This window comes from Agarivorans sp. TSD2052 (genome assembly GCF_023238625.1).
Taxonomy (GTDB): Bacteria; Pseudomonadota; Gammaproteobacteria; order Enterobacterales; family Celerinatantimonadaceae; genus Agarivorans.
The window spans coordinates 3,040,486-3,063,666 of the sequence record NZ_CP096670.1 but is presented as its reverse complement, the minus strand read 5'-3'; the positions used below and the strand labels follow the sequence as shown (position 1 = coordinate 3,063,666).

The window sequence follows — 23,181 nt, the reverse complement described above, 5'->3', positions numbered from 1 at the left end:
CTTAGCTGCGGTAAGCCCTCGTTTCAGGCTTACCGCAGGCTTTTGCTGTTAGCACTTAGCACTTAACTTCTAGCTCTTAACTTTTGGCTTACAGCTTAAGTTTTCTCGCTAGTATTTTATGGCGTATAGCGTCGTGTTGGTTGCTTTAATTGGCCGCTGGTTTGTAGGTATTGCCTGTTAATGTAAGGGCATATAGTGCTGACAAAGCCATACCGTAGTAATCGTTGTTCGCATTTTCGTAGCCGTTTGCACCAATATTCCACGGTAAACTGCCGTTAAGGGTTTCGTTTACCCAGTGGTTGGTGTAGTTATTGGCATTCGCTGGGTACCAGTCGTAGAGCATAGCCGCCACCGCAAAACCACCTGAAAACGAGCGACCGTTATAGCCAGCGCTATTGCCACTGGATTGGCTGATATCGGCTTCTATGCCACTAATGTCTCCGTTATTGGCATTGTTAACCAAATCGTTAATTAAACGGCGAGTCCAGTTTCGCGATGCGTCGGTGCCATACCAAGCGTAATCCATGGTTACGCGCCAAGGGATCCTCGAGGCGTCTGAACCATAATTGGTACTTCTGCCGGTAACGGCGCTGCCATTTAATTTCATCCAGTCGGGCACAAAGGTTTTATCGCCATTGGGACCGGCTTTTTGTTTGTCTAATAACCTGCTATATAAATCCCGTGCGGCCGAATTCCAGCGGTCATTGGTATTTTTAACACTGCTATCTAATGCTGCGACTTCAGCAAAGAAACGGAAAAAGGCAGGGATAGAGTACGAAGCATCTATTTCATCAGTACAGGGGTTGAAGTTAGATTTTTGATAAGGCTTCACCACCCAGGTACCGCCATCATCAGCGCACCAATGTAACCAGTTGTCGTGAAGTTCATTAACGATGTGAATGGCTTCAGCGCGGTAATCAATGCCGGTTCCGCTCCATTTATCTGCGGCCACAAAGAGCGCCATGGCGATATCAATGTCGCCGTCTGTAGCAGGGCCACCACCACCGGCGCCAAAGCAAGTTTGGTTTTGGCCAACGATGCCATAACATATTTGATTAGTTACTGGCGATGCGTTATCCCACACCAACCAAGGCATTAAGTCGGCATTGTTATCGTCTAAGGTCTTTTTGTAAAAACGGTAAAGCTTATCAAAGCGGGTTTTGTCATTACCATAGGCGGTAATTAACATACCGTAGCCCATGCCTTCTGATGCGGTAGCGTAGGCATCTTTACTGACATTTCCACTGCCATCACGCAGTGCACCGCCAGAACCCCATTTCACTCTCGCTTTGTCACTGCCAACATTTACGATGTAGTTATTGACGAAGCGATTGTAAATGGTATTGAGTTCTGATGCGCTGATAGCGGCGTTGTCGGGGAGTAAAATGCCCCCCCAATATCCAGAGCTTTGTAAGTTCTGCTTACTTAGGGCCGCGTTCGCGGAAAAGCTGGTACTGTTTAGCATTAGTGCGGTGCCGATGATGGCACAGCTAAGTAGTGGGCGCGTAGTCGAAAAAACTGTCATTGTTCATCCTTACCATTGATCATTGTTGTTTTTGTTGGCGCTAGCAGAAATAGTGTATATTTTGTGCTGAAGAAAAAGTGAGCAGGGCTGGCGTGAACTTTACTGAATGTGATCTAGGTGTGTGATTTGTGTTCATGGTTTTTTGCTAAGTTGTTGATAAAAAAGAGATGCAATGTTTCATGGCGTTTGTTTTTTTTGAGAGATGGGGCGTTTGGCTGAAAAAAATAGCTTACGCCACTGTTAAAAAAAATTAGTGAAATAGTGGGAGGTTGACGCTGATTTCAGTGAGCTTCAAACTAATTAACATACCTAATCAAAATGATTGCCTCCTTGGCGAGTGCTTGCTAGTATTTTTGCTTTCTGGATGAACAAAGGCGCGAATAGATGGAACTAAATGAGTTAAGTCACGGACAACGCAGTAGGCTCGCTTTTATTGATTTTAGTTTGGAATATTTTGGAGAGGTGAGTCGCGCTGATTTAATCAGTCGCTTCAAAACGGGCTTAGCGGCTGCCACCCGCGACTTAGCAAGCTACAAACAATTTGCGCCAAACAATGCCTTACTCGATCATAAAGCGCGTCGTTATTTGCGACGAGATCAGTTCAGCCCTTTATTTTCGCATAACCCCGAGGCAATCTTAACCGGCTTATCGCATGGCTTTGGTGATGGTTTATCTTTTCCTTTAGAGCCTAGTGCGACCTGTTTTGACGCAGTGCGGTTGGTTCACCCAAAGGCTGAATATATTGCAGCCATCATGCGCGCTATTCATCACCGAGTACCGTTGTTGTGTCAGTATTGGTCTATATCTTCAGGTGAAAGCACGCGAGAAATAGTGCCACACAGCTTAGTGAATAACGGCCACCGTTGGCACGTTCGTGCGTATGACCGCGTTAGTGGTAGTTTTAGAGATTTTGTGTGTACCCGTTTTACGCAATTAACGGTATTAGATCAGCCTATCTCAACCCTTGAAGCACGAGACTATGATAAGCAATGGAACCAAATCATAGAGTTAAATCTTATCGCTCATCCTAGTTTGGCTCACCGGCAGGCGATTGAGTTAGATTATGCAATGGAAGAGGGGAGCTTAACACTGGAAGTGAGGGCCGCTTTGGCGGGATATTTATTACGTCAGTGGAATGTAGATTGTTCAGCTGAACACGCTTTAAGTGGCGGCGAGTATCAATTAGCCTTAAGAGATTGCTCTGTTTTAGCCGGTGTAGAGGGCTTAGCCATTGCCCCTGGTTGGCAATCGCTAAAACAGGAATGCTAAATGAGAGCAAGTTTAAGGCAGCACATGCTTGCGGTGTGTGACAAGAAAATCGCCGCGAAAGGTGAAACGGTGGGTTTATCGTTTTATGCTTTTTTTGCCAACAAGAATGATAACCCAGAGTTACTTATGGAAGCCGCTAGCTGGTGGATCTCTACTCATCAGCTCGATCATTTTGAAAAAGCGCACAAAATTAAGGCCTTAATATTAGACAACCAATAAGTGTGCAGTGGCGTTGATTGGTGTTTCACGCTAGCGCTACCATCATGTGTTATAACGTTAGTGTTTAAACCCTTGAATGTGGAACTTTACATCACTAGAATGGCGACTGTTTTTTAATCTGTAGAGGTTATGGCGGTAAAGTTCGCCATATCTAGTGATATGTTTGGTTTTTTAGAAAAAGAGAAGGCGTTGTTAAGCTTCTCAAGTTGCTCGTCGCTGTTATTTGCACTGCTAGGCATTAGTTTAGGTATTTGGGCTAGCTCGTTAGTGATTGTGTTTGACGGCGCTTATTCATTGGTTAGCTTATTACTTACCTTAATATCTTTAGGTTCTTTGGCCTTAAAGAAACACCCTTTTTTTAACAGTAATCCTCATTCGGCTGCGATGATTGAACCTGCAGTCGTGGCGTTCAAAGGGTTTGCTATTAGCTTAATGTGTGGGTTTTCTTTTGTGTCTGCACTAGTTGCAATACGCCAGGGCGGTAGAGAAGTTGATACAGGCTTGGCTCTGGTGTTTGGGTTTATTAATGTGGTGGGCTGCGTATTAACCTATTGGGTACTCAGCCGTAGCGCTAAGCAATCGGCTTTATTAGATGCCGAAGCGAAACAGTGGTTGATGGACTGTGTAATTAGTGCGGCGGTGATGATTGGTTTTGTTATTGCTGTCATGCTCAACAAATTTGGCTTTGCTGATTGGGCGGTATATGCCGACCCTGTGATGGTGGTTGTTGCTTCGATGTATTTTATTTGGGTGCCATTGAAAATGACCTCTAAGGCTTTAAAGCAATTAAACCAAATTCACTGTGTTGAAGTGAGCTACTAAGTTAAGCTAGATATCACTATTGGCGGCCGCCAATAGTGATATCTGCAAGCTTAGCCTGCGTAGCAGCTATCCCAGTCGCCGTAGTTGGCATCGCCCGCTAAAATCTGTAATTCAGTGTCACCCAGTACACTTACAATCGCTTCTTTAGCGGTTTCAATCACGCTTTCAAGTTCTGCTTGCTCAGTAAAAAAGTTAATTGCAACGTGGTATTGCTCATTAAAATAGGCAATGAATAAATCCCAACCTTGCTGCTGTTGAGTGTTCACTAAGGCAGCATCAACCTCATCAAATTTTTCAATATCAGCAACAAAGCGGATCTCGGCACAGGTTTGTGCGAACGGACCTATCGCCATCTTTTTCAAGTGGCGAGCTTTGTGATGACTTTTTACTTCAGGTTTTGCCAATTCTGGCACGGTGATAAGGGTCATAATGATACCTAATAATATGTATTAAAGAGTGGCGAAGCGACAATAATTAACAGGCCGTTACGCTTGCCCGCGAGCTTAGTCTAGCTTGAGGTTTGGCGCAAGTGAAAGCTGACGCTAGCCCTCGGCGTATCAGTGCTATTGGCTATCTGTATAGTAATGCTTACAGGCATCTAACTTGGATTGCTCATACTTTGGCTGGGATGAGTTAGTATAAGGGGGTACTAGCAAAGTTGTTGTCAGTTTGAGCCGCTGAAGCTAGTCAAGATGACCTCAGCCCTACATGGATGAAGGCAACGAAATTACTTCCCTTCTTTGTCATTTATCAGTGCTAGATTGTCGCGCTCCATTTCATAATTTTTTTTGAGCTAAACATCACGTTCTCGCGTGACTCCAACCTAAGGCCTAGGGCCTTAGGTTTTTTTTTGCCAAATGATTAACCATTTTCATTATCAAATTGTTTGATCAACACCGAGGTATCACTGCGAGAATAGCCACGTTGCTGCAGCTTGGCGTACTCGGCATCCACTTGCTTGGCCAACGGCAGCTCAACCTTCAATTTTTCGGCCTCTTTAAAACAAATCGCTAAATCTTTGCGCATCCAATCGATGGCAAAGCCAAAATCGAATTGATTATCAGCCATACTGCTTGCGCGGTTCGCTAACTGCCAGCTACCCGCTGCGCCGTGCTGCAAAACATCTATAACGGTATTAATGTCTAGTTTGGCGGCTTTGGCTAACTGCAAACCTTCGGATAAACCTTGTAAAATCCCGGTAATACATAGTTGATTGACCATCTTGCAGGTTTGGCCATAACCGGCTGAGCCAACCAGGTTTATTGCCTTGGCGTAGCTGTTAAGCACCGGCTCCACTTGGTGTAAGGTCGTTTGCTCACCGCCAACCATAATGGTTAAACAAGCGTTGATCGCGCCCGCTTCTCCACCTGAAACCGGCGCATCTAAAAAGTGTAATTGTAATGCTTTAGCGGCGCTGTCTAGCTCGCGAGCCAGTTCAGCAGAGGCGGTAGTGTGGTCTACCAATAGGGTGCCGGGTTTAGCCGCCGACATAATGCCATTCACTCCAAGGTAGATTTGTTTCACGTCTTGATCGTTACCTACACAGGTAAGAACAACATCAGCCATCGCTGCCGCCTCAGCAGGGGTGTTAGCTTGAACGCCGCTGTATTTATCTAACCATGCTTTCGCAGTGGCGTCGGTGCGGTTGTATACCACCACCTTATAACCCTGAGTACTTAAATGACCCGCCATAGGAAACCCCATGGTACCTAGGCCAATAAATGCGATCGTTTGAGGGGCTGTGCTCATGCTGTTGTTCCTTTAGCTTATTGTTTATAGCAATTCCATGAATAATCTAAGCATTATTACAGATTAAAACGGATGCAAACAGGGTGATACATTTTGTCAATAGAGTAAGAAGCGACGGTAACTTATGGCGAAATTTCGCCATTTTCCTCGCTGATAGATGAACCTCATTACTCATTGAATGGGGTGACAGGCTACGTTGCGCTAACCATTGGCTAATGATAGTTGCATTGAATATCCTAATTTTCAATGGATTATCAATATTGAACCACAATGTTCACGGTTCGACGCCGCTGCGGGTATGACGACGTGTTGTTTGAGCTAATTAGTGGTGGTGTAACAAGTAAATAGTCAGAACATCAATCTTTTTAGCGGAGTACTGCGTATCTATATTCAACTACAGCAACCTATGGGCGGCGCTGAAAGGGATAATCGTTAACTTATGAACATATTTGTACTCGACTTAGATATTGAACGTTGCGCTCAATACCATTGCGATCAGCACGTAGTAAAAATGATACTCGAAAGCGTGCAGATGCTATGTACAGCATTAAATAAAAAAGGCTTTACTACGCCCTACAAGTCAACACACCTTAACCACCCCTGTGTGTTGTGGGTAGAGCAGTCATACGAGAATTTTATTTGGCTTAAACAGCTGACGCTAGCCCTTAATCGTGAGTATCGTTACCGCTATAACAAAACCGTTGATCACAAATCGATGGCGGTTTTGGCCCAGATTGACGATTTACGATTTATGAATCACGGTTTAACCGAGTTTGCTCAAGCCATGCCTAATGAATACAAAATTACCGGGGATGCGATTAGTGCTTATCGGCAATTTTATCGAGCAGAAAAAATGGGCTTTGCTAAGTGGAGTAAAAGGCCCATGCCGGCTTGGCTATAGACCTTGGTTTATGGGTATTTAACTCAGCGGATAGTGGCACTTACGCTTCGTCAAATACATTGTTCAGGTAGTGTTTGTTAAAGCGGCTACCCCATATCAGTGGTAAGCATGCTAAACTCAAGGTCTTTAACGGTGACCAGCATTTTGCTGGTCACCGTTTGTCATTTTATAGCTGTTTGGAATACCTAATGTCAGATAAGTTCTTTTTTAAAGGTCGCCAAGATGCGCGCGAGAATCATATTCAGTATGGTTATGAAACCAAGGCGCGCTTAAAAACCGGCAGTAAGAAGTCTCCTCTGTCATTAGTGGTAACGAGTGAGGCCCGTAAGCAAGAGGTAGACGCTATGGTAGCCGAAGCGCAGTTATATGCTGAAGTCATGGTTGATAGCAGTGAAGATGCGGTTGAATCGATCACTGAGCTTACAGTGCTGCTTGATAAGAGACAGCCGATTAAACTCGATAAGGTGCCTGCACGTAATGAGCCTTGTCATTGCGGTAGTACTAAAAAGTATAAGAAGTGTTGCGGGTAAAACGCGTTTTTATTTCTTGTAGAGGCCAATTATGAATTTAGATAAATCGACAAAACGTATCGCAAAAAGAGTTAAAAAAGGATTTCAGGGCTACCCGCTCATTTCACTTAGCTATTTTGGCGAAGCAACAACTAGGGCCAGTGAAGTTGTGATGGGCTTTGTTTCAGAAGAAGGTGTTGCCGCTCAAGAGCAAAAGTTTGCCAGTAAGGGCGATGCCAGAAACGACGAGGCTATTCAAACGGCATTACTAAAAGTTATTGAGCGCGCTGAGGCTAAAACCGTGATAGAAATTGCCGGTGTAAGCCTTATCAAATAAGCGTCATCAACCGAAGGTCGTCATCGAGGCTAAAGTCCTGGCATTGGTATTTGGTCTCTTTAGCTATTTTCTGCTCACTTACGCCTGCTAAACTTGATACGCAGACCTTATTCATCGCTGTCATTGCTGATGCCATTGGGTGTACAGCCTTGAGGCTTCAGCCATCTCTTGTACATTCGCTCAATGGAACAGAACCCTTGTTTTGTATAATGTGATCCTCTGAAATGTGCGCTAGACGCGTTCCTAAGTAAATGAAATTCATGATATATTTATGTCTAACTTTTATCATTTTAACCTGTTGTGATGAACCGTGTTAGCTTGATAATTCACTCAGTGTTAAGCATGAGGATTACTCCTTGTTGAAGCATATTGTGTGGCTTGATTATATTTGCCCTAGGAGTAACAGCGATTGGAAGAATTACATGACGATTATTTAGTTTATGTAGATGAACATGAGATTGAGTGTTTTTCGAAGATTAAGCGCTTAATTTGGTTAATGTTTAAAACAACGTTTATTGTCGTTCTATTTTATCGGCTATCTAATCACAAGGTAAAGTTAGTCAAATACAGTGCCATCCCGATATATAAAATTATACGTATCTTATCTGGCGTGCAAATCCCTAGAGCGGCAAAAATAGGTAAAGGATTATTTTTACCTCATTTCGGCACCATTGTGCTAAATAGAAAAGCTGTCTACGGGGAATATTTGACCATTTTTCATGGTGTCACAGTTGGAGCAAAAGGCGGTGCCAGCCAAGATATCAAAAGCCCAACAATCGGTAATCATGTGCGCTTGTCTGCGGGGGCAATTTTGTTGGGGAATATAACGATTGGTGACAACGTAACAGTAGGAGCTGGTGCCGTTGTGGTTAAAAACGTACCAGCAGACAGTGTAGTAGTGGGCAACCCTGCCAGAATAATTAACGAAAACATCTGTTAGTTAACCGCATTGTTATCTTTGTTAATGTTTTTGCTGTCACCGAGTTTTGGCTAACAACATGTGAGTGTTGGCAGCAGCAATACAGGCCGAGGTAATTACTCAGGTGGCTTTGCTGGCTGCATCTCGCGATAAAGTGTGGTGAAGCCATTTTTGAGGCCTATATTAGTGTTATTAAGCCTTAATGCACTGTGCATTCTGGTTTGTAAGTACATCAAAAAATTTAACTTCGTATGATAGAAAAGTGGAATAAACCCTATACTTTAAGTGGGAATGTAAGTCATGCCAGCAGTGGCTGGTTATAAGCTATAGGCTGCATCAATAATGTAAGGGGAATATGGGCATCGACAAATTACAGTTAATCAATACAAGAACCCATTGCATGGACCTATCCAGCGATCAAAGTATTGTCCACTCCTTAGACTTGAGTGGCACGATTATAGATGTTAACCCTGGTTGGTTAAAAGCAACAGGCTATGAGAGAGCAGAAGTAATAGGAAAACACTTTGTCGAGTTTCTTGATATGGAATCTTTGATCAAAGTACAAAAGAATTTTCCGTGTCTTAAAGATTACGGTTTTGTTGATAATGTACAGTTACATATCGTGCGCAAAGATCATGTGGTTATTTCAGTAAAACTAACAGGGACGTCTAAGTACAATGCTAAAGGAATATTTGAAAGGACATTTTGTGAAATGAAATGCGAAAGCTAAGCAGCACAATTACAGTGTTTAGCTTTAATCATTGCATTGGTAAATCCGCGAGAACAGTGTACCTACAACTTAGGCTATTGCGACTAATGAGTTCAAGCTACAAATTGTATATTTAGCTCGTAATAAACAATCGTGAACTTAACTCATTTGGTGCTGTATGCAGCAAGCTGTTTAGTGATCGAGCTGACTATCTATTCGTGAGCTTGCTGATATTGAGTTCCCCATGCACATAACAAATCTAAGGCTGGGTTTAATTGCTCTGCCAATTCAGTCGGGGTGTATTCTACGCGTGGCGGCACCTCAGCAAATACTTCTCGTTTAATCAGCTTATCTTTTTCTAAGTCGCGCAGTTGCTGAGTTAAGGTTTTTTGAGTGATTTTGGGGATCATTCGCTTTAGTTCACCGAAGCGTAGAGTCTTCCCGCGAAGTTGATACAAGATAATAACCTTCCATTTTCCACCAATCACCTCAATGGCAGTCGATACGGGGCAGTCGTGTTGCTGCGCTGTTTCAGAAAGTTCTGATTTTTTTTCTAGGCTCGAAGCCTCTGAATTCAACATTAGGCACCTCTAGGAAACTAAATATCTAATATGTGCGTACTTGTAGTTCGCAGCAAGCGTTCTTATAGTTACCTTAAGATACTATGTTTCGTTTGGATACAGAAGTTGTATTTTTTGACCAGATGAGAGTTTGTTTCACAACAACAAGGAAAAGCTTCATGCACGAAACCTATCAAGCTAATCAAACCATCGAGTTAATTAGTTTTAAGCTGTGTCCATTTGTGCAGCGCTCGGTAATCACCTTGCTGCACAAAGGCATTGATTTTAATATCCAATATATTGATCTAGCCAACAAGCCCGATTGGTTTTTAGCCTTGTCGCCCTTGGGAAAAGTACCAGTATTAAAATATGGTGAAGAAGTATTATTTGAATCAGCAGTAATTAACGAGTTTTTAGATGAAATCACTGCTGATTCGCTGATGCCTAGTGATCCGTTACAAAAAGCTAAAGACAGAGCGTGGATAGAATACTCTAGCCAAGTACTGATGGCGCAATACCAAGTGAGCTTAGCTAAAACACCAGCCGATTTTGATACCCGCTTACTCGGGTTAAATGACAAACTAAGCCGTTTAGAATCGCTTACCAGTGAACACGCTTACTTTAACGGAGCCAATTTAGCTCTAGTCGATACCGCTTTAGCCCCCTTGTTTACTCGATTTGCCGCGATTAAGCAGCTATTTGCTAAGGATTTGTTAGCTGACTTTCCTCGCTTAAAGGCCTTGGGTGAGCGCTTGCTCGCATTGCCTGCGGTGCAAAAATCAGTAGTAGAAGATTTTAACCAACTGTATGCCGAATACTTGCGCAAGGGTGAAAGTGTATTAGTCAGCGCCTAAACCAAGCAGCAGAATCACGCCTAATTAACGATTCAAAGGATCAACTATGTCACTAGAACACTTATTTTCACCGACAAACTTGGCAGAAATAGCACTAAAGCATCGCGTGGTAATGGCTCCGCTAACACGCTCTCGCTCTGCTCAACCGGGTGATGTACCGCAGCAGTTAAACGTGGATTATTACAGCCAGCGAGCCAGTGCGGGCCTAATTATCACCGAAGCCACTCAAGTTTCTCCGCAAGGTAAAGGTTACGCTTTTACCCCAGGGATCCACAGCGAGCAACAAATCGCGGGTTGGAAAACTATCACCGATGCAGTGCACGCTAAAGGCGCTAAAATTGTCTTACAGCTTTGGCATGTTGGTCGTATCTCTCACTCAAGCCTTCAGTTAGATGGTGAGCTGCCAGTGGCTCCGTCTGCGATAGCGCCTGAGGGTCAAGCTTTTACCGAACAAGGTTTTGTTGACTTTGAAACCCCTCGCGCCTTAGCAACGATTGAAATGCCATCTATTATTGAGCAGTTTACTCAAGCGGCTATCAATGCCAAACAAGCCGGTTTTGATGGTGTAGAAGTGCATGCGGCAAATGGTTATTTACTTGATCAGTTCTTAAAAGAGGGAAGCAATCAACGCACCGATAGTTACGGTGGCAGTATTGAAAACCGGGCTCGCCTAACCCTTGAAGTCACCCAAGCAGTAGCCGAAGTATGGGGCAGTGGTCGAGTCGGTGTGCGTATTTCACCTACCGGCACCTTCAACTCGATGTCTGAGAGTGAGCCACAAGCCTTGTTCAATTACTTAACCGAACAGTTAAGCGCTATGAACTTATCTTATCTACATGTGGTTGAAAACTTTGGTGGTGCGAGTAGCGAAGGTTTTAGCTTTGCGCAGCTGCGCAGCCGTTTTGCCGGCGCCTACATGGCCAATGGCGGCTATACGGCCGACAGTGCAGAACAAGCTATTGCAGAGGGTAAGGCCGATGTCGTGTCTTTTGGGGCTCCATTTATCGCTAACCCAGATTTACCCGAGCGGTTTAAGCAGGGCGCTACGCTTAATGAACTCGACCAAAACACCTTATACGGTGGCGGTGCCGAAGGGTATACCGATTACCCGAGCTTAGCCGCTGCCACGTCTTAGTACTTTTCATTTTTTGCGAAAAAGCATGAGCAATAAATGTTTCTGACAGTCCACATTCCCTGTGGTGTTTGGCCTCGCATGCGAGGCCTTTTTTTGGCCAATGCTAGTGAACAGCTAAGTTATGCCAAGGGGGCAGTAGATTGTTCTTTTTAATTTGCTGTCGGCTTGTTAAAGATCAACTTTGGTCTAATCCTCCCACTAGATAGAACAAACTCACCTATTATTTAAGATAACCGTACAGCGTTATTTGGGCTGTGCGCCAAAGCTTAGGTTTATCCGATATTTTGCTGTCATTGGCTGTTCAAAGGAGAATATTATCTTGGCAAAAATGGTTTTAGTGACGCTTGTTGCTGTGTTTTTAGGGAGCAGCACCTTGTTAGCTGATGAGGTGGAGAGCTCATCAACCATTACTTTGACAGCTTGTGGCCATCATGATTACGCACCGTGGAATTGGAAGAGAGGCAATCAAATACAAGGTGCCTGTGCCGAGGTCGCCAAGACACTATTTAAAGAGGTAGGGGTAGAGTTAGATTTAAGTTATCAAGGGCCGTGGAAGCGCTGTCAATTCTACATTGAAACGGGGCAGGTTGATGTTAACATTTGTTCTTTCATTAACGACGAACGTAACGCTTATTCTGCCTTCATCATGACACCTATGGGGATTAACGAAAATGCGGTGTTTGTCAAAAAAGGGGATGAATTCTCTTTCAACGCTTGGTCTGATTTAATCGGCAAAAAGGTAGGTTTAGTGCTGGGGGTTAGCTTAGGTAAACGCTTTGATAACTTTCTCAAAGCCAATAGCGAGGTTGAGAGAGTCGCCAGTTCTCGACAGAACTTTCATAAGTTACTACATCAGCGGATTGATTATATTCCAATGGGCCGGTCAGCCGGCTTAGCTATGCTATATAGTTATTCTGCAGAGGATAAAATAGTGGCTTTACCTACACGGATACTCAGCGGAGAGCTATATATATCTATGTCGAAAAAATCAGACTATTTGTATTTATTACCCGCGATTGAAAAGCAGATGCAACAACAAGGTTATTACCCTTGGGTTGAGTCTTTACTGGAAAAATACAGCCATATTTACGCCAAAGAAGCTAATTTTGAGCCGATAGAATGAGCAGGTAAACGGGGTTAACTAACATGGCTAATTAAGGATTTATTGATTACTAAAGAGCCTCGCATGCGAGGCCTTTTTTTAGTGTATTGACGAGTAAGCTTGTTTAAACCCGGTGAGAATAACCGGAAAAGCGGTTTGCTGTTGGTTGCTTTTAAGCAAGTAGGCCACAGACATTACTTTACCATTTTGCAAGTCATTGATGAGTTGCTGGTCAGCAATAACGTTTACTTCACATAACTTTTTATCACAGTTAGTAATAGGTAAATGTAAGGGCTTTTGCTCATCAAATTTTAAGCCAATACCTTTAGTTGGATCGGCTTGAGCACTGATCCGTATTTTTAAAACGGCTTGTTCTTGGTAATTGAAGTAACTCACGCCAGCGATGACATTGGCAGAGTCATTTTGCTGCTTCATTATCATTTGGGTGATAACGCAAGGTTTAGCTACTGGGCATTTTACCGTCCAAGCTTCAAAGTCTTTAGCTAATGCCGAGCATGACAGCAAAATGGCAAATATGGCTAAGCTCAATTTTTTCATGTGGTTATCCGTAACAACAAAAAAGGGAGAGAAATGCTCCCTTTTTATAAGGTTAACAATTACGCTGCTATTAACGTTTCTGGCATGGCGTTTTTACGCTTGCGAGAACCTAACAATAACATTGCTGCAATTAACATCAATAACCAAGTGCTTGGCTCTGGAACAGACGCGCCTGGTCCTGGTACAAACTCAACAATAGGTAATTGACGCATAGATACTGCACCCGTATCGGTAAAGGTTAAGCCTGTAACAAACGCTAAGGTATTGCTTGGGTCAACTTCGTTAGCGATATCAATGCCAGTAACACGGAAGCGGTCAACACCACCTAGGCCAAAATCATATGCGTCGCCAGCGGCTACGTTAGCGACTTGGTCCCAATCTAGGCCATTCCATAACCAAATGTAGAACATGTCATCATCAAAACCAGCAGGTAATACTACTGTTTGAATGTTTGGACCTTGGTCAACAATGTAGTCGTAACCTACGGCTACGTCTGGGTCAATAAACACCAATTCGTCAGCTTGTACATTAAAATCAAACTCCCAACCACCATCTACTACTACTGGCATAATTGGGTTCTCAGGTGTTGCACCGGGTAAGGCGCCTTCACGGATAGCAAAACGCCATACGCCATCTTCACCAGTATTTGAGCTAGATACTAGGTCTAGAATATCTTCACTAAAAGAGCCAGGCAGTGCAAAGAAGTTCTGGCCATCACCTGCATCATAACCCGCTTGAGCAGGCGTTCCGCCTAAGCCATTTTCGCCGCCTGATGCACTTCCGGTGGTCCACTGTAGTTGGTCGTAACGAAACTCAACATCGAAGTTACCCGCGCCAGTATCTGAGCGGTTAATCAACACTGCTTGGAAGGTATTGGTTTTGTCAGCAGAGTTACTGAAATAACCAACGCTGTCCCAAGTTACTGCCACTACGCCATCTGCGGGGCTACCCACATATACTTCACCGCAGCCATCACAGCGGGTATCAACATCGGCCCAAAAAGGCGCAATCATTGGCTGTTGAGCAATAGGAAATGGCTGTGGTGTAAAACCACCGAGACCACTTTCAAAGGTGATGTTACCGTTATTGTTGATGAAAAAATTATTATAAGTATTACCAAAATAATTAATTTCAAACGGTAAATCTAGGCTGTTAGTAGAACCGTCGTCATTGGGTTGCATGGCAAGTTCGCCGTAGCCAGCGTCTCCGCCGAAGCCATTTAGCAACGTCGCATTAGCCGCGAAAGAGCCCATTAATAGGCTGGCAGCGGTGATGACCGCCAAAGAAGTCTTTTGCACAAGTATATTCCTTCAAATGTGTTACAAAATGTTTAGTTAAGCGTTTGTTTTATAGTTCTTTTTCGCGTTTATATAAGCATAAAGCGTGCCTTTCTAATAAAGTGTTGTTTTTCAATGGTTTAGGTTTTTATGGGTGAGGTGCAATCAAAAAACTGTAAAATTTATCGACACAACTAACTATAAATAAAACATTCATTTGTAGTGCTGGTTTTTTAGCCAGCAGACGCGTAAGTTGCTTGTTGGCTAAATAGTTGATAAATTCGCCAACCATTTTTGTTTCAGCCTTGGTATTTATGCGTTTACTTAACTCAACCGTTCACCCTGATTTAGGCCTAGTCAAAGGCAAAGGCTTAGAGCGGATTGCTGCTCGAGCCATTGTGTTGCGCGGAGAAGAGATATTGTTGATGTATACCGAGCGTTATCATGATTACACCTTACCCGGCGGTGGGGTTGACCAAGGTGAAGACTTAATCACAGGTTTACAGCGAGAGCTAAGCGAAGAAACCGGTGCCTTAAATATTCGTGATATTGAGGCATTTGGCCGCTACGAAGAATACCGCCCTTGGCATAAAGACAATGCCGACTATTTACATATGATGTCGTATTGCTACCTATGCAATATAGACCATCAGCTGGGTAACAATGCCTTAGAAGAACATGAGATTAACAATGGTATGAAGCCTGTTTGGCTAAATATCCATGCAGCTATTCAGCACAATCTAGACACCATGGCAAATAACCCTAAGGCGGGCATGTCTGTGGAGCGAGAAACCTTTTTATTACAACGGGTGGTCGCAGAATGTTTAAGCGGTGAGCCTGAGGTGTATCAGGCATCTATAGGTGTTATGTTAAGCGCTTAACTTCAATATAGCGTCAGTTGTTAGGCTTGGCTTTCGCTAATCAACTAACATTTGCGGCAGTGTACCGCTACTGTTAGTTGATTAAGTGTAACTGAATAGCTTGCTCTAATTGCTGCTCTACGCAATTGGCTTCTTTACCACTGCGGTCTACTACTAAATAATCACTGCTGCTCTCAAGACTTATTAAGGGGTGATGCCACACCCCGCTATGGTAATTAACGCCTTGATGTCCTTGCGCCAAAAATGCCCGAATATTTTGCTGTTGCAGCTGACCTGCCTCGGCCACTACCACAACGTAAGGCCGAGCGGACAAGGGCATAAATAGTTGGCTGCCATAGGGGTGATGTTCCATCATCTTTATGGTTAAAGGTAAACTGAACGCTTGCCCCCTAAAGATGGAGGCAATCATTTTGCTTTGGCTACCGCTGCACTGCAAATCGGCTAAGTCATGATAGCGCTCTGTGCTGCCTCCATTTATAGTGAAATGCTTAGCGCCTTCGGTCTGGACTACGTCACCAAATGCGCTAAAGGCGCTTTGGCTAAGAGGCTCAATATTTAGCTTAATTATGTCCATGTGTTGGCTACGCTTTTCCCCAGAGTCTGACGCGGCTAATACCGCCATCGGGGAATATATTAACCCGAATATGGGTAATGCTGCCCAGATCATTGACCTGCTTAAAGTAATGGTCGTGATCAGCGCTTAAGGCTTGTGGCGTTAATAGCTCTTGCCAAAACATGCTTTGGCTAATCAAACTTAAATCATTTGGGTCGCTAATATTGGCAGCTTGAATAGACACCTTATCAGGGAAATTACCTTTAAAGTGGGTCGTGGCAATCTCTATTTCTTCTACGCTGCCAGTTTGCCCCAAGGCGATAATACACCAATCGTTGCCGGGTTCACGGCGGCGGCGGGTTTCCCAGCCATCCCCCATATTTACCCCTTTACCTGGTGCTAATAAGTTGCTTGGGGTGCCGTAGTGAGCATCATTAAAACCGACTACGCGACCGCCGTTAACTAAGGCCACTAAGTCGATTTTTTCGCCTTTGTTAAGATCTGCCTTTGGTAAGCCAAATACCCTTAATCTGGCAATGCCACCATCGGGGAAAATGTTCACCCTGATATGGGTAATGGTTTGATCGGTAGTGACTTCAAAAAACTGGCTGCTGTCTCCGGCTAAAGCGCTAGCGGGTAACAAAGCTTGCCATTGGGTGTTGGCATCGGGTAACGACTGTTCACTGTTACACACCTCTAAACTGACCGCCGGTGCAAAGTTACCGGTAAAAAAGCTAGTGTCTATTTGAATCCCTTTCACGCAGCCCTTAACACCAAGTTTTACGATGCTCCAATCGTGGCCCGCATCTCTGCGACGACGGCTTTCCCATCCGTCCATCCACTTACCGTTATCGTCATACTTATCAGGGTAAAACTCAGCGGGTAAATGATTAAGCATGCGATCGGCAGACGCAAAGAAATCATCGCTAACGGCGACTACTTTGCTGCCTAAACGGTGATCGGCTAGGTTGATAAATTGCTGAGTGAATGCCGGAGCATTGGGGCTAGCTTGGGCAATAATTACTTGGCTCATAGTTATCCTTACTGGTTCAAGTCTGTTTATGTTTAGTGCCAAAATACGCCGTTATTGAGGCGTTTGATTGCCTCTTTGATTTGCTGAATCAATCGTTTCATTGTGGCATGTAACTTGTCTATCCAAAGCGCCGCTTTAGTTAGACGGGTATTTATTTAATGTGATTCTAATTCGTCTAAGTGTTGGTAAGTTTCGCTTACCTGATTGCTATGGGTTTGTGCTGTGTGGGCCAAATAATCGTAGACCTTGTTACTTAAATGAGCGAGTAAGCTCATTGGCGCGGCGTAGCTGTCTAAGGCTAAATGGTTGCTCATTGGGCATACCAATAATTGGCTCACTTGCGACGCATAACATTGGCCGCTTTGGTCGGTAATCAATAAACAATTAAAGCCTTGTAGTTGCTCGATTAATGCGGCAAATATTTTTGGGCGACGGCGGATCCCAATCACAATCACTAAGTCTTCGGCGCTCAGCTGTAGCAGTTCTTCGCCAATGCTTTGCCCCGGCACTGGTAACAGGTTTACTTGAGAGCGGCACTGCATTAGTTGTTGGCGAAAATGCATCGCCAGCGGGTAGCTATTGCGATAACCAATAATGGTAATGCGTTTAGCCTCGCTAATTTGTTGTACTAAAGCCGCGCAATCTAATTGTTCCAGTTGCTTAAATACTTGCGCAATGGCTGCTATGTCGCCTTGCTGGCTTGAGTCACTGGGTTCACTGGTCAGCAAAGGCTGACCCCACTCTCGTTCTTGGCGTAATTCGTCACACACTTGTTGGTGGTCTTGGTAACCTAACTGGCGAAAGAAACGACTCACGCTGGCTTTAGATACTTGGCACGCACCGGCAATTTCAGAGGTAGACTGTATCAGTACTTTATCGGGGTGATGCTGCAGGTAGTCGGCCACTAAGCGCGCTTTGGTAGAAAGTTGCGGATAGTTTTCAACAATACGCTGATTAAACGCACACACCAATTTACTCATAACTCTGTTGATCCTTTGCTTAGTCGTTATCTATCTCTGGTGACGCTTACAATACCGCCGATATAAAGCTTTGCAGTTCAGCGGTTTGTGGCTGGGCAAATACTTGTTTGCTATCGCCCGTTTCCCACACCTTTCCTTGGTGCATAAATACTACTCTGTCACCTACGTCTCGTGCAAAGTTCATTTCGTGGGTGACCAAAATTAGCGTCATACCTTCTGCGGCAAGTTGCTCTAACACCTTTAACACTTCGCCCACTAACTCGGGGTCAAGTGCTGAGGTAATCTCATCACATAACAACACCTTTGGCGACATAGCCAACGAGCGGGCGATGGCAACACGCTGTTGTTGGCCGCCCGACATGCTGGTGGGGTATTGGTCAAATTTGTCGGCTAAGCCTACTTTTTCTAATACCGCTTCAGCTAAGGCTCGGCATTCTTCGGCTGTTTTCTTAAGCACCAATTTAGGGGCCAGCATAATGTTTTCACCGGCGGTCATATGCGGAAAGAGATTGAAGTTTTGAAACACCATTCCCACACTGCGACTCAGTTGGCGCAGTTGTTTTTCGTCTTCACTTACTGCCTGCTTATCTACAATGATAGCGCCACCTTGAAACGGCTCTAGCCCGTTTATGCAGCGTAACAAGGTGCTTTTACCCGAGCCGCTACGACCAATAATAGAGATCACTTCTCCGGCGTTTACTTTAAGGTCAACCCCTTTTAACACATGGTGTTGGCCATAATACTTATGAATTTTTTCAATACTAACCAGCGACATTGAGTTTTTTCTCCAGATACTTGCTGTACAGCGATAGCGGGAAACACAGTAAGAAATAAAGCCCAGCGACTAAGGCAAATACTTTAAATGGTTGAAAAGTTGCGTTATTCAGCATGGTGCCTGCTTTGGTGAGCTCAATAAACCCAATAATCGAGGTGAGGGCAGTGCCCTTAACCACTTGCACCGAAAAGCCAACGGTTGGGGCAATGGCTACTTTTAACGCTTGCGGCAAAATGATGTAACGCATAGTTTGAACAAAGCTTAAACCAACGGTTCTGGCAGCTTCCCATTGCCCTTTAGGTAAAGATTCAATACAACCACGCCAAATTTCACATAAAAAGGCACTGGTGAAGAGGGTTAAGCCTATAATCGCCGCCGTCCAAGCACTGACATCTATACCCAATAACGACAAGCCAAAGAAGGTTAAGAACAGCTGCATTAACAAGGGGGTGCCTTGAAACAACTCAACATAGCCTTTCACCAATACGCCCAGCAGTGGATTGCGATTTAAGCGCATAAAGGTTAACAGCAAGGCCACTAAACCACCGCTGGCAAAAGCGATAAGTGATAACAGTATTGTCCAGCGCGCGGCCAGCAGTAAGTTGCGCAGTATGTCCCAATCGGTAAATTGCATCATAATTGGGGCTCCTATAAGCTCGGGTTTCTAAACATGCGGCGTGCACCTAACTCAAAAAGTTGGCGCATGGCCACCGCCAGTAGCAAATAAATGAGGGTGACGACTAAATAAGACTCAAAGCTTAAAAAGTTACGCGACTGAATAAAGTTGGCGGAAAAGGTCAGCTCTTCTACCGATATTTGCGACACCACTGCCGAGCCCAACATCACAATGATGCATTGGCTAACAAGGGCTGGGTAAATGCGCTGAAAGGCAGTAGGTAACACCACTCGACTAAATATTTGCCAATAACTCAGGCCCAAGGTTCGCCCTGCTTCCCATTGGCCTTTAGGCGTGGCCTCAATGCCTGCGCGGATAATTTCGGTGAGATAAGCACCTAAGTTAATCACCATGGCCAAGCAACCTGCCTGCCATGCACTAAGCTTCATCCCAAGCGCCGGTAAGCCAAAAAATATAAAAAACAATTGCACAATAAATGGGGTGTTTCTAATTAACTCTACATAGCTACTAATGAGCCAGCGCAACCAGCGTTTTTGGCTTATTCGACCGGCAGCGCCTGCAGTACCTAGCAGTATTCCACCAAAGGTAGAATATAAGGTTAATTCAGCAGTCGTTAGCAAACCTTTACCTAACTCTGGTAGGTAAGGTAGCAAGCCTGAAAAATCCAGTTGATAACTCATTAGTGTCTCCAAGTTATACCAATTCTATTCATCGTGGTCGTTGATTAGTGAAATGGATTACAGGCCTGCTGGTAGTGAGGTTTTAAACCAAGCCAGTGAAAGCTTTTCTAAGTCGCCATCGCTTTTTGCTTTAGCAATTAGGTCATTCACTTTAGCCACCAAAGCCTCTTCACCTTTTAATACACCGACATAACACGGTGAATTTTTCAGCATGAACTTAGCGGCAGGTTTACGGGTAGGCACGCGTTTAGCGATTTCGGTTGCGACTAAGTTGCCGGTGGCAATGAGCTCAACTTGACCCGACAAATAAGCCGATAGGGTGGTGTTGTTATCTTCAAAACGCTTAATAGTGGTAGATTCATCAACCAATTTGCTCAGTTCGATATCTTCTACGGCCCCACGGGTTACCCCAATGGTTTTACCGGCTAGCTCAGCTGCGCTGGCCACTTTAATTTCTTCTGCGCCAAATACCCCAAGAAAGAACGGTGCGTAAGCATCACTAAAGTCGATAGCTTTTTCACGTTCAGCATTTTTACCCAAGCTAGAAATGACCAAATCAACCTTACGGGTTTGCAGGTAAGGGATGCGGTTGGCACTGGTTACTGGCACTAATTCAAGCTTTACACCTAGCTCTTTAGCAAGGTAGCTGGCCATATCTATGTCGTAGCCTTGTGGTTGCAAGTCACTACCTACCGACCCAAAAGGTGGGAAATCTTGTGGTACAGCAACCTTCAGTACGCCGCGCTCCATCACCGTTGCTAATTGGTCGGCTTGGGCAATGGTGCTGGCAAACATACTCAGTACTAATACGGTACTGGCGATGAGCGATTTTAGTTTAAACATAATGCTTCCTTAGCGATTGTTGTTGAAACGAATGAAACGATTGAATCTATGAGTTCTTGTTTGCAACAATTGAGCCTACAAGGAGTTAGCATGAGCACTTTATTTATTTTAGTTAAATAACAGTGGTTTATAGAGCTATCTAGGTGCTTGGTTGGGGGGAGCCAGCGCTCAAGGGTGTTGAAACACCCCTTTTTTGGTGCGAAATCCACCAACTATTGCTGTTGATTGGTGCACAAAATACCTCTAAAGGGGTGTTTCTGGCGGTATTTAGGTGAAGATCTTGAGGTAGAGTAGAGGAAGAGTGTGATTTGATTTAAGTTAGGTTGATCTAGCCTCCTTAGCATTACGTAGTCATATTAAGCAAAAATAACCAAGTGTTTTAGACGCCATTTTGTGGGAATAAATAAGGCTACAGGCTCAACGCCCAACTAAATTACGTCTTGCTCATGGCTAAGGGGATATTTCTATACACCAGTAGTGCAACATTCATTGAGTCATTTTTTGTTTAAATGTTTAAGCAACCTTATAGTGTCTTAAATATCCCAAGCAAATTCATCACAGCCTAAACGTGGAGAAAGGATGATGCGTAGATTTACAGCTCGGCTATCCCTTATCGGTTTGCCTATTTTACTCAGCCAGATAGTCGCTTGTGCGCCCACCAGTCAAACGGTGTATTTAACCCCCGAAGTTAAAGGTACCGTTGTGCTGTTTACCCCCGGCGAACAACCCGCATTTAGCCCCCTAGATAAGGTCAGTATTTACCATTCTTCGGCGCCGGTAAATTCGGTACTGTCAAACGAGCAAGGTAGCTATCAGCTTGCCGCTACCAGTAAAGTACAAACAAGCTTTATGAAAGGAGGCCACTCTTTTAATTACTACCCTGTGGTGATCAATAAAGGAGAGTTGAGTTACTCGGCACTGATCAAGGCCTCGACGAAGATGTTTGATCTAGAAAGTGTTCGCTTACATTCTGTTATCGTTAAAGATGAGTTAGAGGGCAAACCGCTGTTGGCGGAGTCAGGCCCCAATGCCCTCAAATATTGTAACTTGGACCACGCTAAACAACTGCGCCGAGAAGTCGCGGTTAATCAGCTGTTAAAGCAATCTTACTCACAAGCCAACCAGTTAGACTCATCTGTGAGTGACTACATTCAAGACCAGCAGCAACAAGGCTTGATGTGGGTTGAAAAGCTAAGACGTTCTTGCAATTGGGAGGACGAATCTGGATACCCACGGTACCGCGATATGAAAGATGCTAGAGACTATTTCGCTGAATCTGAAGCGATACTGATGAGCGAAGCCTGAGCCAAATTATTCGCTGTGACTTTCCTAAACGCTGCTGAGTTATCTCAGCGGCGTTTTTTTATAAAGCACAAATCTCAATAGAGTTATGAGCCTCAACGCTAATGCTCAAGCGGCATTTAGTCAGTTCCCTCCTTGCTCCCTGTTACGGTTAGAACATATCTTTAAGCGTCACATTGCTAATTTTTGCTTCTCTTAATAAAATTAATTTTGGTTTTATCTTGTTGTTCTTTAACAATTAATCTCACCGTGATGAAAATGTGATAACTCTGTGAATTGGCTGAGACATCTACTGCTTATGCTTGTTGTGACTGTTAAATAAGGACCGCAAAAGGAGCGAACCATGGATCTCAAGTCATCTTTGTTGGCAATGCCATTGATTGCCGTAAGTACCTTAAGCCAAGCTGCAATGGTAGACGTTAAAATCACTAACCTAACCCAGGGCATTTATTACACCCCGTTATTAGTTACCGCGCATACTGCCGACAACCATCTATTTGAAGTCGGCCAAGCATCTTCCACAGCTTTACAAGCGATGGCAGAGGGTGGTGACATCTCAGGCTTAGTGAGTATCGCCAATAGTATTTCAGCGGTGTCAGCAGAAAACCCAGCCGCCGGCTTATTAGCGCCAACCGATTACACCATGGTGACAGACATGGACACCGGCACCAATACCCACTTAAGCATCGTGGCGATGATGCTACCCACCAACGATGGTTTTGTCGGAGTAGATAGCTGGGAGATCCCTAGCGCTGCAGGTACCTATACCTTCTACATGAATGGCTATGATGCGGGTACCGAAGCCAACGACGAAATCGTTAATGGTGGCGGCGCACCGGGTGCCCCTGGTATTCCTGCTAACCCAGGTATGAATGGTGGTACTGGCGCAAGTGGAGTCACCAGCTCTTCAGCTAATACCAATATTCATATTCACCCAGGTAATGTGGGTGACCGAGATACAGCGGGTGGCATTAGTGATGTAGACAGCCGTATTCACCGTTGGTTAAACCCTGTGGCTAAAGTGGTTGTAACCGTTAAGTAATTAAGGAGGA

27 protein-coding genes are annotated in these 23,181 nt (G+C 44.3%); 14 read left to right on the top strand and 13 right to left on the bottom strand.

Annotated elements, in window-relative coordinates; all coding sequences use genetic code 11:
• Positions 1 to 145 precede the first annotated feature (145 nt).
• Complete coding sequence (locus M0C34_RS13835; protein WP_248712273.1) at positions 146 to 1,525, bottom strand: glycosyl hydrolase family 8; 1,380 nt, start codon at positions 1,523 to 1,525, stop codon at positions 146 to 148.
• A 384-nt stretch (positions 1,526 to 1,909) separates the two neighbouring features.
• Between M0C34_RS13835 and M0C34_RS13830 the strand changes: the two genes are divergently transcribed.
• The 3 genes from M0C34_RS13830 to M0C34_RS13820 all read left to right on the top strand — a co-directional run bounded on the left by M0C34_RS13830 (position 1,910) and on the right by M0C34_RS13820 (position 3,835).
• On the top strand, positions 1,910 to 2,794 hold the full coding sequence (locus M0C34_RS13830) for a WYL domain-containing protein (protein ID WP_248712272.1): 885 nt from the start codon (positions 1,910 to 1,912) through the stop codon (positions 2,792 to 2,794).
• Positions 2,795 to 3,013, top strand: coding sequence for a DUF6500 family protein (locus tag M0C34_RS13825; protein WP_248712271.1), 219 nt, complete (start codon positions 2,795 to 2,797; stop codon positions 3,011 to 3,013). It abuts the gene before it with no gap.
• Between the two features lie 129 nt (positions 3,014 to 3,142).
• Positions 3,143 to 3,835: a cation efflux transmembrane domain-containing protein gene (locus M0C34_RS13820; RefSeq protein WP_248712270.1), complete on the top strand. Its 693-nt coding sequence runs from the start codon at positions 3,143 to 3,145 to the stop codon at positions 3,833 to 3,835.
• A gap of 50 nt (positions 3,836 to 3,885) precedes the next feature.
• Here M0C34_RS13820 and M0C34_RS13815 read toward each other — a convergent pair whose 3' ends face one another.
• Both M0C34_RS13815 and M0C34_RS13810 read right to left on the bottom strand, forming a co-directional pair.
• Positions 3,886 to 4,263, bottom strand: coding sequence for a hypothetical protein (locus M0C34_RS13815; protein WP_248712269.1), 378 nt, complete (start codon positions 4,261 to 4,263; stop codon positions 3,886 to 3,888).
• 433 nt (positions 4,264 to 4,696) lie between these two features.
• Complete coding sequence (locus M0C34_RS13810) at positions 4,697 to 5,584, bottom strand: NAD(P)-dependent oxidoreductase (RefSeq protein ID WP_248712268.1); 888 nt, start codon at positions 5,582 to 5,584, stop codon at positions 4,697 to 4,699.
• A gap of 439 nt (positions 5,585 to 6,023) precedes the next feature.
• On the opposite strand from M0C34_RS13810, the gene M0C34_RS13805 reads away from it, so the two are divergent.
• The 5 genes from M0C34_RS13805 to M0C34_RS13785 all read left to right on the top strand — a co-directional run bounded on the left by M0C34_RS13805 (position 6,024) and on the right by M0C34_RS13785 (position 8,980).
• Positions 6,024 to 6,485, top strand: coding sequence for a pyrimidine dimer DNA glycosylase/endonuclease V (locus tag M0C34_RS13805; protein ID WP_248712267.1), 462 nt, complete (start codon positions 6,024 to 6,026; stop codon positions 6,483 to 6,485).
• 188 nt (positions 6,486 to 6,673) lie between these two features.
• Positions 6,674 to 7,015: a PBPRA1643 family SWIM/SEC-C metal-binding motif protein gene (locus M0C34_RS13800; protein WP_248712266.1), complete on the top strand. Its 342-nt coding sequence runs from the start codon at positions 6,674 to 6,676 to the stop codon at positions 7,013 to 7,015.
• A gap of 31 nt (positions 7,016 to 7,046) precedes the next feature.
• Complete coding sequence (locus M0C34_RS13795) at positions 7,047 to 7,331, top strand: hypothetical protein (protein ID WP_248712265.1); 285 nt, start codon at positions 7,047 to 7,049, stop codon at positions 7,329 to 7,331.
• A gap of 409 nt (positions 7,332 to 7,740) precedes the next feature.
• Positions 7,741 to 8,271: a serine O-acetyltransferase gene (locus M0C34_RS13790; protein WP_248712264.1), complete on the top strand. Its 531-nt coding sequence runs from the start codon at positions 7,741 to 7,743 to the stop codon at positions 8,269 to 8,271.
• Positions 8,272 to 8,605: 334 nt separating this feature from the next.
• Positions 8,606 to 8,980, top strand: a complete 375-nt coding sequence (locus M0C34_RS13785; protein ID WP_248712263.1) for a PAS domain-containing protein — start codon at positions 8,606 to 8,608, stop codon at positions 8,978 to 8,980.
• A 191-nt stretch (positions 8,981 to 9,171) separates the two neighbouring features.
• Here the strand turns inward: M0C34_RS13785 and M0C34_RS13780 are convergent, their stop codons facing one another.
• Positions 9,172 to 9,540: a winged helix-turn-helix transcriptional regulator gene (locus M0C34_RS13780; RefSeq protein ID WP_248712262.1), complete on the bottom strand. Its 369-nt coding sequence runs from the start codon at positions 9,538 to 9,540 to the stop codon at positions 9,172 to 9,174.
• A gap of 158 nt (positions 9,541 to 9,698) precedes the next feature.
• Here M0C34_RS13780 and M0C34_RS13775 point away from each other — a divergent pair, with 158 nt between their 5' ends.
• The 3 genes from M0C34_RS13775 (at position 9,699) to M0C34_RS13765 (ending at position 12,631) form a co-directional block, all read left to right on the top strand.
• Positions 9,699 to 10,373 (top strand): glutathione S-transferase family protein, encoded by a 675-nt coding sequence (locus M0C34_RS13775; protein ID WP_248712261.1) that lies wholly within the window; start codon positions 9,699 to 9,701, stop codon positions 10,371 to 10,373.
• Between the two features lie 46 nt (positions 10,374 to 10,419).
• Complete coding sequence (locus tag M0C34_RS13770) at positions 10,420 to 11,508, top strand: alkene reductase (RefSeq protein WP_248712260.1); 1,089 nt, start codon at positions 10,420 to 10,422, stop codon at positions 11,506 to 11,508.
• A gap of 328 nt (positions 11,509 to 11,836) precedes the next feature.
• Positions 11,837 to 12,631: a substrate-binding periplasmic protein gene (locus tag M0C34_RS13765; RefSeq protein WP_248715640.1), complete on the top strand. Its 795-nt coding sequence runs from the start codon at positions 11,837 to 11,839 to the stop codon at positions 12,629 to 12,631.
• A gap of 78 nt (positions 12,632 to 12,709) precedes the next feature.
• Here M0C34_RS13765 and M0C34_RS13760 read toward each other — a convergent pair whose 3' ends face one another.
• A complete protein-coding gene (locus M0C34_RS13760) occupies positions 12,710 to 13,168 on the bottom strand; it encodes an invasion associated locus B family protein (protein WP_248712259.1) in 459 nt (152 codons plus the stop codon).
• Between the two features lie 59 nt (positions 13,169 to 13,227).
• A complete protein-coding gene (locus M0C34_RS13755; RefSeq protein ID WP_248712258.1) occupies positions 13,228 to 14,466 on the bottom strand; it encodes a nidogen-like domain-containing protein in 1,239 nt (412 codons plus the stop codon).
• Between the two features lie 293 nt (positions 14,467 to 14,759).
• Between M0C34_RS13755 and M0C34_RS13750 the strand changes: the two genes are divergently transcribed.
• Entirely contained in the window at positions 14,760 to 15,326 is a 567-nt protein-coding gene (locus tag M0C34_RS13750) for an NUDIX domain-containing protein (protein ID WP_248715639.1), read from the top strand.
• Between the two features lie 73 nt (positions 15,327 to 15,399).
• Here M0C34_RS13750 and M0C34_RS13745 read toward each other — a convergent pair whose 3' ends face one another.
• From M0C34_RS13745 to M0C34_RS13715, 7 genes are all read right to left on the bottom strand, one after another.
• The gene (locus M0C34_RS13745; RefSeq protein ID WP_248712257.1) at positions 15,400 to 15,900 is read right to left on the bottom strand and encodes an ureidoglycolate lyase; all 501 of its coding nucleotides are present in this window, start codon (positions 15,898 to 15,900) and stop codon (positions 15,400 to 15,402) included.
• A gap of 7 nt (positions 15,901 to 15,907) precedes the next feature.
• Positions 15,908 to 16,912, bottom strand: a complete 1,005-nt coding sequence (gene alc / locus M0C34_RS13740; protein WP_248712256.1) for an allantoicase — start codon at positions 16,910 to 16,912, stop codon at positions 15,908 to 15,910.
• A 155-nt stretch (positions 16,913 to 17,067) separates the two neighbouring features.
• A complete protein-coding gene (locus tag M0C34_RS13735) occupies positions 17,068 to 17,892 on the bottom strand; it encodes a MurR/RpiR family transcriptional regulator (RefSeq protein WP_248712255.1) in 825 nt (274 codons plus the stop codon).
• 46 nt (positions 17,893 to 17,938) lie between these two features.
• Positions 17,939 to 18,661 carry an amino acid ABC transporter ATP-binding protein gene (locus M0C34_RS13730; protein ID WP_455905859.1) on the bottom strand — a complete coding sequence of 241 codons (723 nt, stop codon included), beginning with the start codon at positions 18,659 to 18,661 and terminating at the stop codon, positions 17,939 to 17,941.
• Positions 18,654 to 19,304, bottom strand: a complete 651-nt coding sequence (locus M0C34_RS13725) for an amino acid ABC transporter permease (protein WP_248712253.1) — start codon at positions 19,302 to 19,304, stop codon at positions 18,654 to 18,656. Before M0C34_RS13725 ends, M0C34_RS13730 begins: the two co-directional genes overlap by 8 nt.
• Positions 19,305 to 19,315: 11 nt before the next feature.
• Positions 19,316 to 19,984 carry an amino acid ABC transporter permease gene (locus M0C34_RS13720; protein WP_248712252.1) on the bottom strand — a complete coding sequence of 223 codons (669 nt, stop codon included), beginning with the start codon at positions 19,982 to 19,984 and terminating at the stop codon, positions 19,316 to 19,318.
• Between the two features lie 57 nt (positions 19,985 to 20,041).
• Positions 20,042 to 20,827 (bottom strand): transporter substrate-binding domain-containing protein, encoded by a 786-nt coding sequence (locus M0C34_RS13715; RefSeq protein ID WP_248712251.1) that lies wholly within the window; start codon positions 20,825 to 20,827, stop codon positions 20,042 to 20,044.
• 579 nt (positions 20,828 to 21,406) lie between these two features.
• On the opposite strand from M0C34_RS13715, the gene M0C34_RS13710 reads away from it, so the two are divergent.
• Both M0C34_RS13710 and M0C34_RS13705 read left to right on the top strand, forming a co-directional pair.
• On the top strand, positions 21,407 to 22,132 hold the full coding sequence (locus M0C34_RS13710; protein ID WP_248712250.1) for a hypothetical protein: 726 nt from the start codon (positions 21,407 to 21,409) through the stop codon (positions 22,130 to 22,132).
• Positions 22,133 to 22,472: 340 nt separating this feature from the next.
• The gene (locus M0C34_RS13705; protein WP_248712249.1) at positions 22,473 to 23,171 is read left to right on the top strand and encodes a spondin domain-containing protein; all 699 of its coding nucleotides are present in this window, start codon (positions 22,473 to 22,475) and stop codon (positions 23,169 to 23,171) included.
• Positions 23,172 to 23,181: the final 10 nt, after the last annotated feature.

Excerpts from the sequence above, each read along its gene's own strand:
- M0C34_RS13720 (WP_248712252.1), bottom strand. The coding sequence starts at position 19,984 with ATGAGTTATCAACTGGATTTTTCAGGCTTGCTACCTTACCTACCAGAG.
- M0C34_RS13715 (WP_248712251.1), bottom strand. The coding sequence starts at position 20,827 with ATGTTTAAACTAAAATCGCTCATCGCCAGTACCGTATTAGTACTGAGT.
- M0C34_RS13830 (WP_248712272.1), top strand. The coding sequence starts at position 1,910 with ATGGAACTAAATGAGTTAAGTCACGGACAACGCAGTAGGCTCGCTTTT.
- M0C34_RS13750 (WP_248715639.1), top strand. The coding sequence starts at position 14,760 with ATGCGTTTACTTAACTCAACCGTTCACCCTGATTTAGGCCTAGTCAAA.
- M0C34_RS13765 (WP_248715640.1), top strand. The coding sequence starts at position 11,837 with ATGGTTTTAGTGACGCTTGTTGCTGTGTTTTTAGGGAGCAGCACCTTG.
- M0C34_RS13770 (WP_248712260.1), top strand. The coding sequence starts at position 10,420 with ATGTCACTAGAACACTTATTTTCACCGACAAACTTGGCAGAAATAGCA.
- M0C34_RS13760 (WP_248712259.1), bottom strand. The coding sequence starts at position 13,168 with ATGAAAAAATTGAGCTTAGCCATATTTGCCATTTTGCTGTCATGCTCG.
- M0C34_RS13725 (WP_248712253.1), bottom strand. The coding sequence starts at position 19,304 with ATGATGCAATTTACCGATTGGGACATACTGCGCAACTTACTGCTGGCC.
- M0C34_RS13820 (WP_248712270.1), top strand. The coding sequence starts at position 3,143 with ATGGCGGTAAAGTTCGCCATATCTAGTGATATGTTTGGTTTTTTAGAA.
- M0C34_RS13815 (WP_248712269.1), bottom strand. The coding sequence starts at position 4,263 with ATGACCCTTATCACCGTGCCAGAATTGGCAAAACCTGAAGTAAAAAGT.
- M0C34_RS13735 (WP_248712255.1), bottom strand. The coding sequence starts at position 17,892 with ATGAGTAAATTGGTGTGTGCGTTTAATCAGCGTATTGTTGAAAACTAT.
- M0C34_RS13810 (WP_248712268.1), bottom strand. The coding sequence starts at position 5,584 with ATGAGCACAGCCCCTCAAACGATCGCATTTATTGGCCTAGGTACCATG.
- M0C34_RS13775 (WP_248712261.1), top strand. The coding sequence starts at position 9,699 with ATGCACGAAACCTATCAAGCTAATCAAACCATCGAGTTAATTAGTTTT.
- M0C34_RS13800 (WP_248712266.1), top strand. The coding sequence starts at position 6,674 with ATGTCAGATAAGTTCTTTTTTAAAGGTCGCCAAGATGCGCGCGAGAAT.
- M0C34_RS13785 (WP_248712263.1), top strand. The coding sequence starts at position 8,606 with ATGGGCATCGACAAATTACAGTTAATCAATACAAGAACCCATTGCATG.
- M0C34_RS13835 (WP_248712273.1), bottom strand. The coding sequence starts at position 1,525 with ATGACAGTTTTTTCGACTACGCGCCCACTACTTAGCTGTGCCATCATC.
- M0C34_RS13795 (WP_248712265.1), top strand. The coding sequence starts at position 7,047 with ATGAATTTAGATAAATCGACAAAACGTATCGCAAAAAGAGTTAAAAAA.
- M0C34_RS13705 (WP_248712249.1), top strand. The coding sequence starts at position 22,473 with ATGGATCTCAAGTCATCTTTGTTGGCAATGCCATTGATTGCCGTAAGT.
- alc (WP_248712256.1), bottom strand. The coding sequence starts at position 16,912 with ATGAGCCAAGTAATTATTGCCCAAGCTAGCCCCAATGCTCCGGCATTC.
- M0C34_RS13805 (WP_248712267.1), top strand. The coding sequence starts at position 6,024 with ATGAACATATTTGTACTCGACTTAGATATTGAACGTTGCGCTCAATAC.
- M0C34_RS13745 (WP_248712257.1), bottom strand. The coding sequence starts at position 15,900 with ATGGACATAATTAAGCTAAATATTGAGCCTCTTAGCCAAAGCGCCTTT.
- M0C34_RS13825 (WP_248712271.1), top strand. The coding sequence starts at position 2,795 with ATGAGAGCAAGTTTAAGGCAGCACATGCTTGCGGTGTGTGACAAGAAA.
- M0C34_RS13780 (WP_248712262.1), bottom strand. The coding sequence starts at position 9,540 with ATGTTGAATTCAGAGGCTTCGAGCCTAGAAAAAAAATCAGAACTTTCT.
- M0C34_RS13710 (WP_248712250.1), top strand. The coding sequence starts at position 21,407 with ATGATGCGTAGATTTACAGCTCGGCTATCCCTTATCGGTTTGCCTATT.